13 protein-coding genes and 1 pseudogene are annotated in these 14335 nt (G+C 64.1%); 9 read left to right on the forward strand and 5 right to left on the reverse strand.

Annotated elements, in window-relative coordinates:
- Nucleotides 1-89 precede the first annotated feature (89 nt).
- The 4 genes from ACODR6_RS29655 to ACODR6_RS29670 all read right to left on the reverse strand — a co-directional run bounded on the left by ACODR6_RS29655 (nucleotide 90) and on the right by ACODR6_RS29670 (nucleotide 3757).
- The gene (locus ACODR6_RS29655; protein WP_489026026.1) at nucleotides 90-1847 is read right to left on the reverse strand and encodes a putative bifunctional diguanylate cyclase/phosphodiesterase; all 1758 of its coding nucleotides are present in this window, start codon (nucleotides 1845-1847) and stop codon (nucleotides 90-92) included.
- A gap of 241 nt (nucleotides 1848-2088) precedes the next feature.
- Entirely contained in the window at nucleotides 2089-2475 is a 387-nt protein-coding gene (locus ACODR6_RS29660; protein WP_109853994.1) for a hypothetical protein, read from the reverse strand.
- On the reverse strand, nucleotides 2447-2704 hold the full coding sequence (locus ACODR6_RS29665; protein ID WP_489026028.1) for a hypothetical protein: 258 nt from the start codon (nucleotides 2702-2704) through the stop codon (nucleotides 2447-2449). The genes ACODR6_RS29660 and ACODR6_RS29665 overlap by 29 nt, the downstream gene beginning before the upstream one ends.
- 66 nt (nucleotides 2705-2770) lie before the next feature.
- Nucleotides 2771-3757, reverse strand: a complete 987-nt coding sequence (locus ACODR6_RS29670) for a GlxA family transcriptional regulator (protein WP_109853995.1) — start codon at nucleotides 3755-3757, stop codon at nucleotides 2771-2773.
- 262 nt (nucleotides 3758-4019) lie between these two features.
- On the opposite strand from ACODR6_RS29670, the gene ACODR6_RS29675 reads away from it, so the two are divergent.
- From ACODR6_RS29675 to ACODR6_RS29705, 7 genes are all read left to right on the forward strand, one after another.
- Nucleotides 4020-4886, forward strand: coding sequence for a helix-turn-helix transcriptional regulator (locus ACODR6_RS29675; protein ID WP_109853996.1), 867 nt, complete (start codon nucleotides 4020-4022; stop codon nucleotides 4884-4886).
- A 91-nt stretch (nucleotides 4887-4977) separates the two neighbouring features.
- Nucleotides 4978-7953, forward strand: coding sequence for a xanthine dehydrogenase family protein molybdopterin-binding subunit (locus ACODR6_RS29680; protein WP_109853997.1), 2976 nt, complete (start codon nucleotides 4978-4980; stop codon nucleotides 7951-7953).
- Nucleotides 7950-8777 carry an FAD binding domain-containing protein gene (locus tag ACODR6_RS29685; protein ID WP_109853998.1) on the forward strand — a complete coding sequence of 276 codons (828 nt, stop codon included), beginning with the start codon at nucleotides 7950-7952 and terminating at the stop codon, nucleotides 8775-8777. Before ACODR6_RS29680 ends, ACODR6_RS29685 begins: the two co-directional genes overlap by 4 nt.
- Nucleotides 8765-9277, forward strand: a complete 513-nt coding sequence (locus tag ACODR6_RS29690; protein WP_109853999.1) for a (2Fe-2S)-binding protein — start codon at nucleotides 8765-8767, stop codon at nucleotides 9275-9277. The genes ACODR6_RS29685 and ACODR6_RS29690 overlap by 13 nt, the downstream gene beginning before the upstream one ends.
- Entirely contained in the window at nucleotides 9270-10787 is a 1518-nt protein-coding gene (locus ACODR6_RS29695; RefSeq protein WP_109854000.1) for an AMP-binding protein, read from the forward strand. The genes ACODR6_RS29690 and ACODR6_RS29695 overlap by 8 nt, the downstream gene beginning before the upstream one ends.
- A gap of 38 nt (nucleotides 10788-10825) precedes the next feature.
- Nucleotides 10826-11632 (forward strand): enoyl-CoA hydratase/isomerase family protein, encoded by an 807-nt coding sequence (locus ACODR6_RS29700; RefSeq protein ID WP_109854001.1) that lies wholly within the window; start codon nucleotides 10826-10828, stop codon nucleotides 11630-11632.
- Nucleotides 11633-11709: 77 nt separating this feature from the next.
- Complete coding sequence (locus ACODR6_RS29705; RefSeq protein ID WP_109854002.1) at nucleotides 11710-12972, forward strand: benzoate/H(+) symporter BenE family transporter; 1263 nt, start codon at nucleotides 11710-11712, stop codon at nucleotides 12970-12972.
- A 181-nt stretch (nucleotides 12973-13153) separates the two neighbouring features.
- Here the strand turns inward: ACODR6_RS29705 and ACODR6_RS29710 are convergent.
- Nucleotides 13154-13471, reverse strand: a pseudogene (locus tag ACODR6_RS29710) (tyrosine-type recombinase/integrase); the annotation flags it as partial.
- A 72-nt stretch (nucleotides 13472-13543) separates the two neighbouring features.
- On the opposite strand from ACODR6_RS29710, the gene tnpA reads away from it, so the two are divergent.
- Both tnpA and tnpB read left to right on the forward strand, forming a co-directional pair.
- Nucleotides 13544-13987: an IS66-like element accessory protein TnpA gene (gene tnpA, locus ACODR6_RS29715; RefSeq protein WP_489026138.1), complete on the forward strand. Its 444-nt coding sequence runs from the start codon at nucleotides 13544-13546 to the stop codon at nucleotides 13985-13987.
- Complete coding sequence (tnpB, locus tag ACODR6_RS29720; protein ID WP_109853957.1) at nucleotides 13968-14321, forward strand: IS66 family insertion sequence element accessory protein TnpB; 354 nt, start codon at nucleotides 13968-13970, stop codon at nucleotides 14319-14321. Before tnpA ends, tnpB begins: the two co-directional genes overlap by 20 nt.
- The last annotated feature ends 14 nt before the right edge of the window (nucleotides 14322-14335 follow it).

Genomic DNA, 14335 nt, shown 5'->3' on the forward strand with positions numbered 1-14335 from the left:
CAAGCCAAGAACTTAGCCGGCCTGGAATGACTGAGTTGGGGCCGATTGCTGTCTGTCCGCTTGTGTATGGAGAGTAACCGAAGCTGCCCTCACGCTGCGTCGGTTCGACCTGTCGTTTGCCGCGCCAGGCTTGCGGCGAAGCTTTCTTCATCGGTCGGGACTCCGAACAGGTAGCCCTGGCCGACAGGGCAGCCCATTTCGGAAAGCATGGCCCGCTGGGCTTCTGTTTCCACTCCCTCTGCGACCACCGTCAGGCCCAGGGCGCGCCCGAGTTCGATGATAGCGCGGACGATTACCCTTTTGGAGGGCGCCGTGGCGAGTTCGCTGACAAAGGTGCGGTCTATCTTGATCTCGGTCACCGGAAAACGTTCCAGCGATCGCAGGTTCGAATAGCCTGTGCCGAAATCGTCCACAGAGAGCCCGACGCCGATCCGTCGCAGCCGCTCGAATGCGTCCATGACGCCGGGCGTGTCGCTGAGGAACATGCTCTCGGTGATCTCGAGAGTGAGCCATGCAGGGTCCGCGCCGGTATGACGCAGGATGCGGTCCAGCAGTTCGGCCATGTCGTGGCGCAGAAATTCGCCTGCGGACACGTTGACCGAAAAGTGGAGCGGCTTGTCGCGGTGGGCGTTGAGGTGCACGGCGAACGTCGCGACGGTGGTCAGGCTGCGTTCGGTCAGTTCGAGCAACAACCCCGATCGCTCCGCTGTCTCGATGAACCTGCCGGGAAGCTGGCTTCCGAACAGGGGATGGTTCCAGCGGATCAGCGCTTCGGCGCCCAGCCACTCGCCGGTGACAAGGTCCACCTGGGGCTGGAAATGATACACGAATTCATTGTTGGCGACCGCGGACTTCAATTCGCGTGTCATGCGCAAACGCCGGCGGGCTTGCTCGTCGTCTGAGTCGCGAAACCGGCGCGGCCCGCCAAGCGGATCGGACTTGGCTGCCCAGAGGGCGGTGCCGGCATTCCGGATCAGGGACAGGGTGCCGCCCACAGGCTTGCCGATCGCGTATCCGATGGCAAAGCGCAGCGAGACACTGGCGCCGGCCACGACGAAGTCCGCGGCAAGCAGGGCGGTGACCATCGAGACGATGGCGTCGGCACTCTGTTCATCCGGAAGCTGGAAGGCCAGGGCGAACTCGTTTGCGCCCATCCGCGCCACCAGCGCAGCGCCCAGGTCCCTGAGACGCCGTCCGGTTTCGCAGAGCAGGGCATCGCCGACCTCGAACCCGTAACCGGTGTTGAGATCGTGAAAGTCGATCACATCCAGCTTCACCACCAGAAGCAGCGCCTCGGCTTGCGTTGCGAAGCGCTCGTCGGCGGTCAGGAGAAACGTTTGACGGTTCAGGCAGCCGGTGAGCTGGTCCAGGTTTGCGACCCGATCCAGCGCGATGTGAGTCTGGCGGATCGCCGAGACGTCGCGCAGGATGGCGACATAGAGCAGCGCGTCGCCGACCCAGGCCGGTCTCAGACTGAGACTGTTCCAGAACTCCGATCCGTCCTTGCGGTAGTTGCGCAGCGTCGCATCCACGGGCTCCGCCGCCTCGATCGCGGCGCGAATGCGCGCGATCTCCGGCTGGTCGCGTTCATTGCCCTGCAAATAGCGGCAGTCCTTGCCTATGACCTCATGGCGGGCGTAGCCCGTCAGGCGTTCGAAGGACTTGTTGACATAGAGCAAGGGCGAATTGGCCCCCGAACGCTGCCCGATGGCGATCCCGTCGCTCATTTCCTCGACCAGCGTGGGAAGTATGGACCGGATCGAATCGGTATCGGCCAGCCCGTCGCCGGCGATGCTCGGCACGCGCTTGATGAAGTCCAACGGCATGAGATTCTTGATTTCTTCCATGACAGGGAGCATGGACGGCGGCCCGAAACTGGGCAACCCAAAGCCGGGGCGCTTCCAGGACAACCGTCAGCCGTTTTCGGACAAACTGCGCCTTCTGCCGTCGCCGGATGTCCGAAAGCGGTCGCGATAATCGGACGGCATCACGCCCAAAAGCGCGACGATGGCGCGGCGCATTGCGGGTGCCGGTTTGGGGCGATTGCTCCGGGGCTGCGACCGCTGCCGGGCCAGGCGCCCTCCCGCCTCAGACGAGGCCTTCGAGGCCGTAGAGGGCGGGGCGGATCTCCTCGAGCAGAGCGAAGGGATCGGCCAGCGAGGCGAAGACATTGATGAACACGGTCGGCTGCTCCCGGATGAAGCGGACATGCAGCACGCCGTTCTCGCGGTGCACGACCGCGCAGCCGATATGATACTGGCGGTCGCCGATCGAGATGAAGAAATGGTCCGGAATGTCATGGCGATGGCTGGTGGCCATCAAACCGTTCTCCGAAATGTCGAGGACGCGCAACTGGGCCTGGCTCACCTGCCGCACTCCCCTGAGCGTGAAGAGCACATGGACGAGAACATTGCAACTGCGGCGCACCCGGATGCGGGATTCCTGCTCAAAGGCCAGTTTCGTCAGGTAGTTCATACGAGAAGACCTGCTCTTGTGGAATGTTATCTGACTTGGTCCCCGGCGTGTCGGCGTCGGAACGCTCACGATCCCTTCGGCAGGTGGCACGATGAGAATTGCCTCCGTCATGTTCCCCGGCATTTCCCGCCAGTTCGACTTTCTGTGCCTGTTCGATGACGTGAAGCCGGGCGACAACGTCGTCGCGCTTCATGAAGTCCGCCGGCAGGAGGTTTCTGATTTCTTCCATGGCAGGGAGCATGGACGGCGGCCCGAAACCGGGCAACCCGCAGCCGGGGCGGCTCCAGGACAACCGTCAGCCGTTTTCGGACAAACTGCTCCTTGTGCCGTCGCCGGAAGTCCGGAAGCGATCGCGATAATCGGACGGCGTCACGCCGACATGCGAAACGAAGGCGCGGCGCATTGCGCGCGCCGATCCAAACCCACTCCTCTCCGCGATCGATGCGATCGGCAACCGGCTGCCTTCCAGAAGGAAGCGGGCAACGTCGATCCGCGTGAGGTCGACATATTCGGATGGCGAGATGCCGATCTCCTGGGAAAAGACACGCGTGAAGTTGCGCGGGCTCATCGCCGCGATCTTCGCCAGGGCGGTGACCGAGAGGTCGGCCGCGGGATGGTTGAGCACAAATTGCTGGACGCTGTGCAGACGGCTGCGGTCGCTCGCCTGCGCCGCCAACTGCACGCTGAACTGCGACTGGTCGCCGGGCCGCTTCAGAAAGACGACGAGCCGACGCGCGACGTAGAGCGCCACATCCCGGCCGAGGTCCTCCTCCACGAGGGAAAGACCGAGGTCGATCGCAGCACTGGATCCGGCAGAGGTGATCATCGCGCCGTCACGGACAAAGACCCGATCGCCTTCAACCTGTCCTTCGGGGAAGCGCTCGGCAAGCAGGGTTGCGTACTGCCAGTGCGTGGTCACGCATCGGCCCTTGAGCAGGCCCGCCTCGCCGAGCACGAAGGCCCCTGTGCAGACGGAGCCGTAGCGCCGGGCCCGCCCTGCAATATCCACCAGCCAGTCGATGATCTGCCCGCCGGGACGTTTCGGAACACCGACGCTCCCGGCCACGAGCACGGTATCGGGGTCACCGGGATACGCATCAAAGGCACAGTCGGGCAGGACTCTTAGTCCCGATGCGCAGCGGATCGTGCGATCGTCTTCTGCGACGATGGCAACCTCGTAGAACATCTTGCCGGCACGCGCGTTCGCTTCGGCGAACACGTCCATGAGCCCGGCAAGTTCCAGGGAATGCACGTCCGGAGGCACGAAGATCACGATCCGCATAAGGATATCTCCCACCGCACACAAGACCTCAGAGCTCTCGACGAGGCTGTGCGCCGACGCCCGTCTGGTGCGGAGACGTTCACTCAGCGCCACCAGATCGTCAAAGTCAAATGATCAGGGTCCAACTGGGGGAGCGGTGTATCCGAGAGTGTGTGACGACCGTTCTGGATCTTCGTCCAGGAGAGGCTGCTGCATGGCACAGGTCTTGAGGGTCGATCCGTCACGGACTTGTAATTTCCGAAAAATGATTAATATGTGAGCAATGTCGAATGCTCTGCGCATCGCACGCGGCCGCTTCGGGAGGGTGGCGCTGCTGGATATGGATCGGCCCCTGGTGCGGCACGCGCACCCGCATTGCCATGTTCTGTTGAAGGTCGAGGGCGCCGACACACAGTTTTCGGTGCGCGACAAGCTCGTGCCACTCACGGATGAAAGCGCTGTTCTCATCAACGCCTGGGAGCCGCATGCCTATGCGCACGACCAGTCGCGGCCGAAGACGGTCATCCTTGCGCTCTACATAGAACCGCAGTGGCTCGGTCATTTCCGGCCGAACTGGGCGGCGAGCCACGCGCCCGACTTCTTCGCTTCCAATGTCGGCTCGATCACCTACAGCATCCGCTCGCGTGCACGCACGCTCGCCGACGCCATGGTGCATGAGCCCAACGGCACAGACATGCACGAGGAGCTTCTCGGCGAACTGATGATCGCCGTCATCGAACGCTTTGCCGAATGGCGGGCGGTGCCGAATTCGATCCGTGACCTCGCCTTGCGCCACCGGGTTGATTTCCGTATCCGCAAGGCCGTCGAGCGCATGAAGGCGGCGCCGAGCGAAATCGCCGATCTCGATCTGCTCGCGACCGACGTCGGCCTGTCGCGGGCGCATTTCTTCCGGCTGTTCGAGACCTCGATGGGGGTGACGCCGCGGGTCTTCCTCAATGTGCAGCGGCTGGAACAGGCGGTTGCGGCCGTCGCCGACGGCGCGCAGAGCTTCGCGGCGATCGGCGACCAGCTCGGATTTTCCGTGCCGGCGCATTTCTCGCGCTTCTTCCACGATCATGCCGGCTCCTCGCCGAGCATCTTCCGCAGTGTGAGCCGCCTGTCGGCTCACGATTTTGAGACTCCTCGGTAAGGTCTGAGACAGGGCGGTATCGCCCGACCGGCCGCCCTTCTCCACCCTTTGCTCCACGGCACCCCTTCACCAACGGGTGCGGGAGGAGCGAATGACCAGATTGGAAACGGCGGGCGGCCTGATTGGCCAGACCGTCCAACGGGTCGAGGACGCCGGACTTCTGACCGGCCGCGGCCGCTACATCGACGACCTGCCCGTCCGGCGCGACACCGCGCATCTGGCGATCCTGCGCTCGCCGCACGGCCATGCCGAGATCCGCTCGATCGATACGACAGCCGCCCGTGCACTGCCCGGCGTCTTCGCCGTGCTGACCGGCGACGATGTGGCGCGGCTTACCCGCAGCATGACCGTCGGGGTCAAGGCCAATGTCGAATGCTGGCCGATCGCCCGCGACCGGGTGCGCTATGTCGGCGAACCCGTCGCCCTCGTCGTCGCCGAGAACCGCTATGTCGCCGAGGATGCGCTCGACCTGATCGAGGTCGAGTACGAGCGGCTTATCGCCATTGTCGATCCCGAGAAGGCACTTGCCGCAGACGCACCGGTCTTGCATCCCTCGCTCGGCACCAACCTCATAAACGAGCGCAGCTTTCGCTACGGCGACCCCGAAGCAGCGCTCGCGACTGCGGACCACCGCATTTCCATCCGCATCGCCTATCCGCGCAATTCCTGCACGCCCATCGAAACCTACGGGGTCATCGCAGAATACGATCCAGGGGAGGACGCCTATGACGTTACCGCGAATTTTCAGGGACCGTTCTCGATCCATGCCGTGATTTCCCGCGCGCTGAACGTGCCCGGCAACCGCATGCGGCTGCGCACGCCGCCTGATTCCGGCGGCTCCTTCGGCATCAAGCAGGGCGTCTTTCCCTATGTGATCCTCGCCGCCGTCGCCGCCCGCGTTGCAGGACGGCCGGTGAAATGGATCGAGGACCGGCTCGAACACCTGACAGCCTCCGTTTCGGCGACCAACCGTGTCACGACGCTCGAGGCAGCCGTTGCCGCCGACGGCCGCATCACAGCACTCTGCTGGGACCAACTGGAAGATTGCGGCGCGCATCTCCGCGCACCGGAGCCGGCGACCCTCTACCGCATGCATGGCAACATGACCGGCGCCTATGCGATCGAAAACGTCGCCATCCGCAACCGCGTCGTCCTCACCAACAAGACACCGACCGGGCTCAACCGCGGCTTTGGCGGACCGCAGGTCTATTTCGCGCTCGAGCGGCTCGTGCACAAGATCGCCGACGAACTTGGCCTCGACAGGCTTGCCGTCATCCGCCGCAACCTCGTGCCGGCCGACGCCTTTCCATATCGCACGGCGACCGGCGGGCTTCTGGATTCGGGCGACTATCAAACCGCAATCGATCGCGCCTGTGCAGAAGGCGGTCTCGATGCTCTGCGGCTGCGAAGGGATCAAGCGCGTGCCGAAGGGCGCCTTTACGGCATCGGCTATGCGACGGTTGTCGAGCCGAGCGTCTCGAACATGGGTTATATCACGACGGTGCTCACGCCGGAGGAGAGAGCGAAGGCGGGTCCGAAGAACGGCGCCCAGTCCGTTGCAACGGTGGCCATCGATCCACTCGGCTCCGTCACCGTCAAGGTTGCGTCAGTACCGCAGGGCCAGGGCCATCGCACCGTTCTGGCGCAGGTGGTCGCCGAGCGGCTCGGCCTTCCCCTGGAGGCCGTGCGCGTCAATACCGAACTCGACACGGCGCGCGACGCCTGGTCGATTGCCTCGGGCAATTATGCAAGCCGGTTTGCTGCAGCCGTCGCCGGTGCTGCGGCACTTGCCGCCGACCGTATCAGGGAACGTCTTGCAGCGATCGCTGCTAGCCAGCTCAATGTCACGGCGGATCGCATCGACTTCAAAGCCGGAAAGCTTTTCGATCGCGACAATCCGGACAATGCCATCTCCTTCGGGCGTGTGGCGGCTGCAAGCCACTGGGCGCCAGGCACCCTGCCTGATGGAACCGGCAATACCATCCGCGAGACGGTTTTCTGGACGCCTGAGCAACTCGAGGCGCCGACGGCAGCGGACGGCATCAACTCCTCGCTTTGCCATGGCTTCATCTTCGACATATGCGGCGTGGAAATCGACCGGGCGACCGGCCAGGTCCGCATCGACCGCTACGTGACGATGCACGACTGCGGCCGCATCCTGCATCCCGGCATGGTCGACGGTCAGGTGCGCGGCGGCTTCGCCCAAGCCGTCGGTGCAGCACTCTACGAGGAATATGCCTATGGCGGCGATGGCAGCTTCCTGACCGGCACGCTCGCCGACTACCTCATCCCGACCGTGATGGAGACGCCGGAGCCGCTGATCCTCCATCACGAGACGCCATCGCCCTTCACACCGCTTGGCGCAAAGGGCGTCGGCGAGGGCAATTGCATGTCGACGCCGGTCTGCATCGCCAATGCCGTCGCCGATGCGCTCGGGGTCGAGGACATCCGGCTGCCGCTGTCACCGAGCCGGATCAGCGAATGGCTCTATGGCGAGGAGCGCGCGCCGTCGAAACCTCAAGGTTCGATCCCCGTTGCCACCGGCGCCTCCGGCGAACGGTTGCTGACGGGCTCGGGCTCGGCCGAAGTCGCCGCCACTCGCGATGCCGTCTGGACGATGCTGCTCGACCCGAACACGCTGAAGGCCATCATTCCCGGCGCACACGAGGTGCGAAAGGTTTCCGACACGCATTTTCGCGCCGAGGTCACACTCGGCATCGGTCCGGTCAAGGGCCGATACCGCGCCGACATCCGTCTCTCCGACATGGTGGCACCTGAAGCGGTCACGCTGTCCGGTGGCACGGAGGGCGCACTCGGTTCCGGTCGCGGCACGGGCCGTGTCACGCTGACGGAAACGGCGACCGGCACACGAATAGACTATCGATATGAGGCCGCCATCGGCGGCAAGGTCGCCTCTGTGGGCGGCCGACTTCTCGACGGCGCGGCGCGCGTGGTGATCGGACAGTTCTTCCAGGCGCTCGCCCGTCATGCCGGCGGCGGAGGGCCTCCCAGCGCCGCCGCCGGCTTCACTCAACGGCTCTTGAGCCTTTTCAGGAGGCGCAGATGAAGCCTGCATCCTTCGATTTCCTCTGCCCGGACACGCTGGAGGAAGCGCTTTCCGCACTCGCCGAGGGCGGCGGTGAGGCTCGCGTCATCTCCGGTGGGCAGTCTCTGGTGCCGATGCTCAACATGCGACTCGCTCGTCCAGGCCTGCTGGTCGACATCATGCGGCTCGAGGCTCTGCGCCGGATCGAAACTTCCGGCGACGAGATCACAGTCGGCGCCGGCGTGCGGCAGGCGGAACTGGAAGCCTGGGCAAATCTTTCGCGCGACCTGCCGCTTCTGGCCGCCGCCTTCCCCTGGCTCGGCCATGTGCAGACCCGGGCGCGCGGCACGGTCTGCGGCTCTGTTGCCCATGCCGACCCGAGCGCAGAGTTGCCGCTTTCCCTGGTGACACTCGGTGGTGCGGTGAGCCTGCGCAGCCGAAAGCAGAAGCGCAAGGTCAAGGCGGATGACTTCTTCATCGGCATGATGGCGACCGATCTCGCCGAGGGCGAGATGATCGAAGCCGTGCATTTCCCCAAAGCCCGGCCCGCCAGCGGTTATGCCTTCCGCGAGATTGGCCGGAGACATGGCGATTTCGCCATCGTCGCCTGCGCGGCCGTCGCCGACGAAAAAGGACTGCGGCTCGGCATTGCAGGGGTCGATGACCGGCCACGCGTCTTCGCGCTGCCTGCGCTCGACGACGACCAGTTCGACGATGCCCTCAACGATATCGCCTGGTCGCTGAACGCCCGCGACGACATTCACGCCAGCGCCCGCTACCGGCGCGAACTGGTCCGCAATCTCGGTCGCGAGACCCTGAAGGAGGCAAGCCGATGCCGCGCATGAACGCTGCCCACAGGCATGTGGTCGAATTCAAGCTGAACGGCCAGAAAGTCCGTGCAGAGGCCGAAAACCGCATGCTGCTCTCGGACCTGCTGCGCCACGAAGTCGGGCTGACCGGCACCCATGTCGGCTGCGAGCACGGCGTTTGCGGCGCCTGCACCGTGCAGATCGACGGAAAGCCGGCACGCGCCTGCCTGACGCTTGCCCAGCAGGTGCGCGGCAGCGATGTGCGGACCGTGGAAGCGCTGGCTCCCGGTCCGGCCGAGCTTTCCCCGCTTCAGGCGGCCTTTCGCCGCCATCACGGCCTGCAATGCGGCTTCTGTACACCCGGCATCCTGATGTCACTCGACGCGCTCTTGCGTGAGCAGCCGGACGTCGGCCGGGAAGAGATACGCGAACACCTCTCCGGCCATCTCTGCCGGTGCACGGGCTACGCGACCATCGTCGAGGCGGCGCTCGCCGCCGCGGAGGAACAACGGAAGGAGGAGACACCCAATGCTTGATCTAGGAACGAGCTTCCTCGCGAGCGTGGAGCGCGACCCGGACGCGCTCGCGATCGTCGACGGGGAGATGCGACTGAGCTATCGCCAATGGTACGACAAGATTTCGGGGCTTGCAGCGGCCCTTCGCGAGACCGGCCTGAAGCGCGGAGATCATGTGCTGACTGCCATGCAGAACCGTTGGGAGAACGCGTCGCTGCACTGGGCCTGCCAGTTTCTCGGCCTGGTCGTCACACCGCTCAACTGGCGGGCGAAGGCCGACGAAATCGACTTCGGCATCGAGGATGCCGACGCGAAGGCCGTGTTCTACGAGGCATCGACGGAAGAGGCCGTGCGCCTGTCGCGGCTCGCGCAGGACTTGCCGCAATTTTCGGCCGAGGCGCTGGCCGATATCATGACAGGCAAGGCACCCGATGTGGTGCCTGTGTCTGACGCTGCAGACTGGTCGCTGATGCTCTACACGTCAGGCACGACCTCGAAGCCGAAGGGGGTGCCACGCCGTCACCGCGCCGAACGCGCCGGCGCCGTCGCCCATGTGGCGCAGAACCTCTACCGGCATGGCGAGCGCACGCTCGGTGTCATGCCGCTCTACCACACGATGGGCGTGCGCTCCCTGATCGCATCCTCGCTGATCGGCGGCACCTTCGTCTGCCTGCCGCGCTTCGACGTGGCGAGGGCGCTCGACCTCATCGAAGAGGAGAAGATCACCAATCTGTACCTCGTGCCGACGCTCTACCACGACCTCGTGCATCACGAGGCGTTCTCGCCTGAGCGCGTCGCCTCCGTCACCAAGCTCGGCTATGCCGGCGCCTCGATGACGGACGGATTGCTGAAGCGGCTGGACCAGACCTTCCGGCCGGAGCTCTTCGTCAACCATTATGGCTCGTCGGAAATCTATACCTTCACGATCGAGCAGACGGCAACCGCGAAACCCGGCTCGGCCGGCCGCGCCGGCATCAACCAGACGATCCGCGTCGTCAAGCTCGGCAGCCGCAACCCAGACGAACGGGCGGAAGTCGGCGAGGAAGGCGAGATTATCGCGCTGATGAAGAGCGACGAGGCCTTCGAGGGTTACTGGAAGCGGCCCGACGCGGACGCCAAGGCACTTCGCGACGGCTGGTACTTTACCGGTGACACCGGCTTCGTCGACCGGGACGGTGATCTCTTCGTCACCGGCCGGGCCGACGACATGATCATCACCGGCGGCGAGAACGTGTCACCCGTCGAGGTGGAAAGCTGCCTGTCGCTCCACGAGGGCGTCGCCGAGGTCGCCGTCGTCGGCCTGCCCGACGAACGCTGGGGCAAGATCGTCGTCGCCTTCGTCAAGCGGCGGGGCGATGTCACGGTCGAGGATCTCGACCGCCACTGCCGCGATTCCGGCCTTGCCAATTTCCGCCGCCCGCGCCGCTTCGTCTTCGTCGAGGCGATCCCGAAATCGCCTGTCGGCAAACTGCTGCGCCGCCTTCTGGTAGCCGGCGAATACACCGAAGAACGGATTCCCGAACACCAGTGAGCGACCAGACCGCCACAAGACCCATGAAAGGACATTCCATGCCCGAACAGGCCACATTCCAGGACCCACGCCTCGCCGAACTCGACGGCTTCACCGTCACGATCGACACGGCCCACCAGCGCGCCGACATCACGCTCGACCGTCCGCCTTACAACGTCGTCTCCATGCTGGCGCGCGACCAGTTGCGTCTCGTCTTCGAGGCCCTCGATGAAGATGATCGCGTACGCATCATCGTCGTTACCGGCAAGGGCGAGCACTTCTCGTCGGGCGGCAACATCAAGGGCTTCCTCGAGGCGAGCCCGGAGCATGTCTCGCATCTCGCCTGGAACATCGCGGCACCCGCCCGCTGCTCCAAGCCAGTCATCGCCGCCAATCGCGGCTTTTGCTTCGGCGTCGGCTTCGAACTATCGCTTGCCTGCGACTTCCGCATCGCAACCGAAACCACCCGCTACGCCCTGCCCGAGCAGAAGCTCGGCCAGATCCCGGGCTCCGGTGGCTCGGCACGTCTTCAGAAGATGGTCGGCGTCACCCGTACCAAGAACATCGTGATGCGCTCGAAGCGAGTCACCGGCCAGGAAGCCTATGACTGGGGCATCGCCTCGGAGATCGTCGCGGATGCCGATCTGGAAAAGGCCGTCGATGCGCTGGTCGAGGAACTGATCGGCTTCTCGCCGCTGGCCCAGCGCACGGCGAAGAAGCTTTTGAACGATACCGACGACGCCCCGCTTTCAACGGCCATCGAGCTCGAAGGCCATTGCTACAGCCGGCTTCGCACATCGGAGGATTTCCGCGAAGGTGTACTCGCCTTCCACGAAAAGCGCGCACCGGCCTTCGTCGGACGCTGACCACTGGCCGGGCGGGAACCCGGCTTCATTTTCCAGAAGGAGGAAGCGGCCTCGTCACCGCTTCGGGAGGATTGAGAATGGATACCACACAGCAGACGACACAGGAAAAGCGCCTTGTCGAACGGGGACCCGGCATCGTGTCGGGTCTCCGCGACCTGCCGAAACATCTCGGCATCAAGACGATGAGCGCCGGGCTCGTCGCAGCCATCTTCGGCTGCTCCGGCCCGGCTCTCATCGTCATCGGCGCCGCCGAAGCGGGCAAATTGACCAATGGGCAAACGGTCGCCTGGCTGTTTGCGATCTATGTGCTCGGCGGGTTTATCAGCATGCTGCTGGCACTACACTACAAGCAGCCGATCAACGGCGCCTATTCGATCCCGGGTGCTGCCCTCGTCGCCGGCTCGCTTGCGACCATTCCGTTCAACGAAGCCGTCGGCGCATTCATCCTGGCGGGCCTGCTGGTGCTGCTGCTCGGGGTTACCGGGCTGATCGGCAAGGTGATGCGCTGGCTGCCGATGCCGATCGTCATGGCGATGATCGCCGGCGCGCTGATCCGTTTTGCGACTGGCACCGTCACCGCGCTCGGCGCTGCACCGCTGATTGCGGGTGCTGCGATCCTGGCCTTTTTCGTCTCGATGCGGCTAACCAAGACCATCCCGCCAGTGCTGGCCGCTCTCGTCGCCGGCCTGATCGCCGCCTTCGCAACGGGTGCGGTCGGGGGCGGAGCTGCCAACATCGCCTTCGCCGCACCGGAGTTCACGATGCCGGTGTTTTCGATCGATGCCTTCTTCGCAATCGCCATCCCGCTCGCCCTTCTGGTGATCGGCGCCGAGAACGCACAGGCGACCGGGGTGCTGATGGTGGAAGGCTACAAGCCGCCGGTCAACGCGATGACGATCATTTCCGGCATCGGCGGCGTCGCGGCCGGTTTCCTCGGCGGCCACAATGCCAATATCGCCGGCCCGATGACGGCCATATGCTCGTCCGAACAAGCTGGTGAGAACAAGGAAGGGCGCTATGCCGCAACGGTCGTCAACGGCGTGCTCTTCGCCGCCTTCGGGCTTCTTGCGGGTGCAGCCGTTCCTATCGTGCTCAGCCTACCGTCCGCCCTCATCGGCACCGTCGCCGGCCTCGCCATGATCGGCGTGCTGCTCTCCGCCTTCCAGAACGCCTTCGCCAAGTCGCTCGGCAACCAGACCGGCGCCTTCGTGGCACTCGCTGTCGCCATGTCGAACGTCTCGCTCTTGGGCATCAGCGCCCCCTTCTGGGCCCTGGTGGCGGGCGTCATCGTCTCCGCCCTGGTCGAGGCCGGTAGAATCGGGGAGAAACAGGCCGCTTGATTGCGGGCCGCCTTTGATCGATATCTGCTGCCAAGTCGCCCCCATTGCTGTTCTGTATGGCCGGCATGGGGGCGAATATGGAAACAGTTTCGGCATCGGGGCTCAAAACGGCTCAAAGCAACTTCTTTTGCATGGCCTCTGCGCCAAGGCCGACGGCCCCGTTAAGCACGGGGCCGCTCTGTCAAATCTCCGTGTGCTCCGCCAGCTCCAGGGCATCCTCGATGTCTACCCCAAGATACCTGACGGTATTCTCGATCTTGGTGTGGCCCAAGAGAATTTGGATCGCGCGAAGATTGCCTGTCGCCTTGTAGATCATCGCCGCCTTGGTTCGGCGAAGCGAGTGTGTGCCGTAGTCCTCGCATCGCAGGCCGATCGCGGCCACCCACTCATCGACCAATCTTGCGTACTGGCGAGTGCTCAGGTGATCGGCAGGATCGACCCGGCTGGGAAAGGCGTAGTCGTCAACCGTTCCACCTCTTCGCTCAAGCGTAAGCGCGAATTTCCGTGCACCTTTTGTCATTGAGCGCCGTGCTGCATGAGGTGTCCACCTAACGGAGGTGGACACCAAGTGATTGAGAGTGACGAAGGTAAGCTGGTTATCCGGCGGATTTTGCGAAACGGGCGTCGGCGGTATGACGCTGCGTCGAAGGCACGCCTTGTTGCGGCGAGCCTGGAGCCGGGTGTGTCGGTTTCGCGGCTTGCGCTGGACAACGGGATCAATGCCAACCTTCTTAGGAAATGGATCAAGCAAGCCCAGGAGACTGGTCGCGAACATCAGCCCTCGGCATCGGCGTTTGTCCCGGTTTTGGCCGCAGAATGCAGCCTATCGACGGCGGTGACTGGCCGGAATGGTGACGAGCGTTTGGCGAAGCCTGAAAGGACGGGTCCTTTATCCGCTCCTGTCAGGATGAGTGCGACGCTTCCGAACGGTGTGAAGCTTTCGCTGGACTTCGACGATATGGATGCGTTGACGGCGATGATCGGGGCGCTTGGTCATGTTCCGCCTCAGCGCTGATCTGAAGGTCTATCTTCATCGCGAACCGATCGACTTTCGGGCCGGGATCAACAGCCTCGCGGTCCTGGTTCAGGAGGAGATGGAGCTGGATCCGTTTGCGCCTGCGGTCTTTGCATTCTGCAATCGCCGCCGCGACCGGATGAAGTTGCTATTCTTCGATCGGTCTGGGTTTGTGATGGTTCTGAAGCGATTAACGGAAGACAGGTTCCGATGGCCTCGTCGGGAGACGGCCGTGGTGACGCTTACGACCGAACAGCTCCATTGGATCCTTGACGGCATCGATATCGACGCGATGGTCCGCCATCCTGTGCGGCAATATCAGGTGGCTGGCTGACGCTTCTCGAATAG

Source organism: Rhizobium sp. FG96, assembly GCF_057808655.1.

Bases quoted from the DNA above. Each gene is read 5' to 3' on its own strand.
- ACODR6_RS29655 (WP_489026026.1), bottom strand. From the start codon at position 1,847: ATGGAAGAAATCAAGAATCTCATGCCGTTGGACTTCATCAAGCGCGTG.
- ACODR6_RS29660 (WP_109853994.1), bottom strand. From the start codon at position 2,475: ATGAACTACCTGACGAAACTGGCCTTTGAGCAGGAATCCCGCATCCGG.
- ACODR6_RS29665 (WP_489026028.1), bottom strand. From the start codon at position 2,704: ATGGAAGAAATCAGAAACCTCCTGCCGGCGGACTTCATGAAGCGCGAC.
- ACODR6_RS29670 (WP_109853995.1), bottom strand. From the start codon at position 3,757: ATGCGGATCGTGATCTTCGTGCCTCCGGACGTGCATTCCCTGGAACTT.
- ACODR6_RS29675 (WP_109853996.1), top strand. From the start codon at position 4,020: ATGTCGAATGCTCTGCGCATCGCACGCGGCCGCTTCGGGAGGGTGGCG.
- ACODR6_RS29680 (WP_109853997.1), top strand. From the start codon at position 4,978: ATGACCAGATTGGAAACGGCGGGCGGCCTGATTGGCCAGACCGTCCAA.
- ACODR6_RS29685 (WP_109853998.1), top strand. From the start codon at position 7,950: ATGAAGCCTGCATCCTTCGATTTCCTCTGCCCGGACACGCTGGAGGAA.
- ACODR6_RS29690 (WP_109853999.1), top strand. From the start codon at position 8,765: ATGCCGCGCATGAACGCTGCCCACAGGCATGTGGTCGAATTCAAGCTG.
- ACODR6_RS29695 (WP_109854000.1), top strand. From the start codon at position 9,270: ATGCTTGATCTAGGAACGAGCTTCCTCGCGAGCGTGGAGCGCGACCCG.
- ACODR6_RS29700 (WP_109854001.1), top strand. From the start codon at position 10,826: ATGCCCGAACAGGCCACATTCCAGGACCCACGCCTCGCCGAACTCGAC.
- ACODR6_RS29705 (WP_109854002.1), top strand. From the start codon at position 11,710: ATGGATACCACACAGCAGACGACACAGGAAAAGCGCCTTGTCGAACGG.
- tnpB (WP_109853957.1), top strand. From the start codon at position 13,968: ATGTTCCGCCTCAGCGCTGATCTGAAGGTCTATCTTCATCGCGAACCG.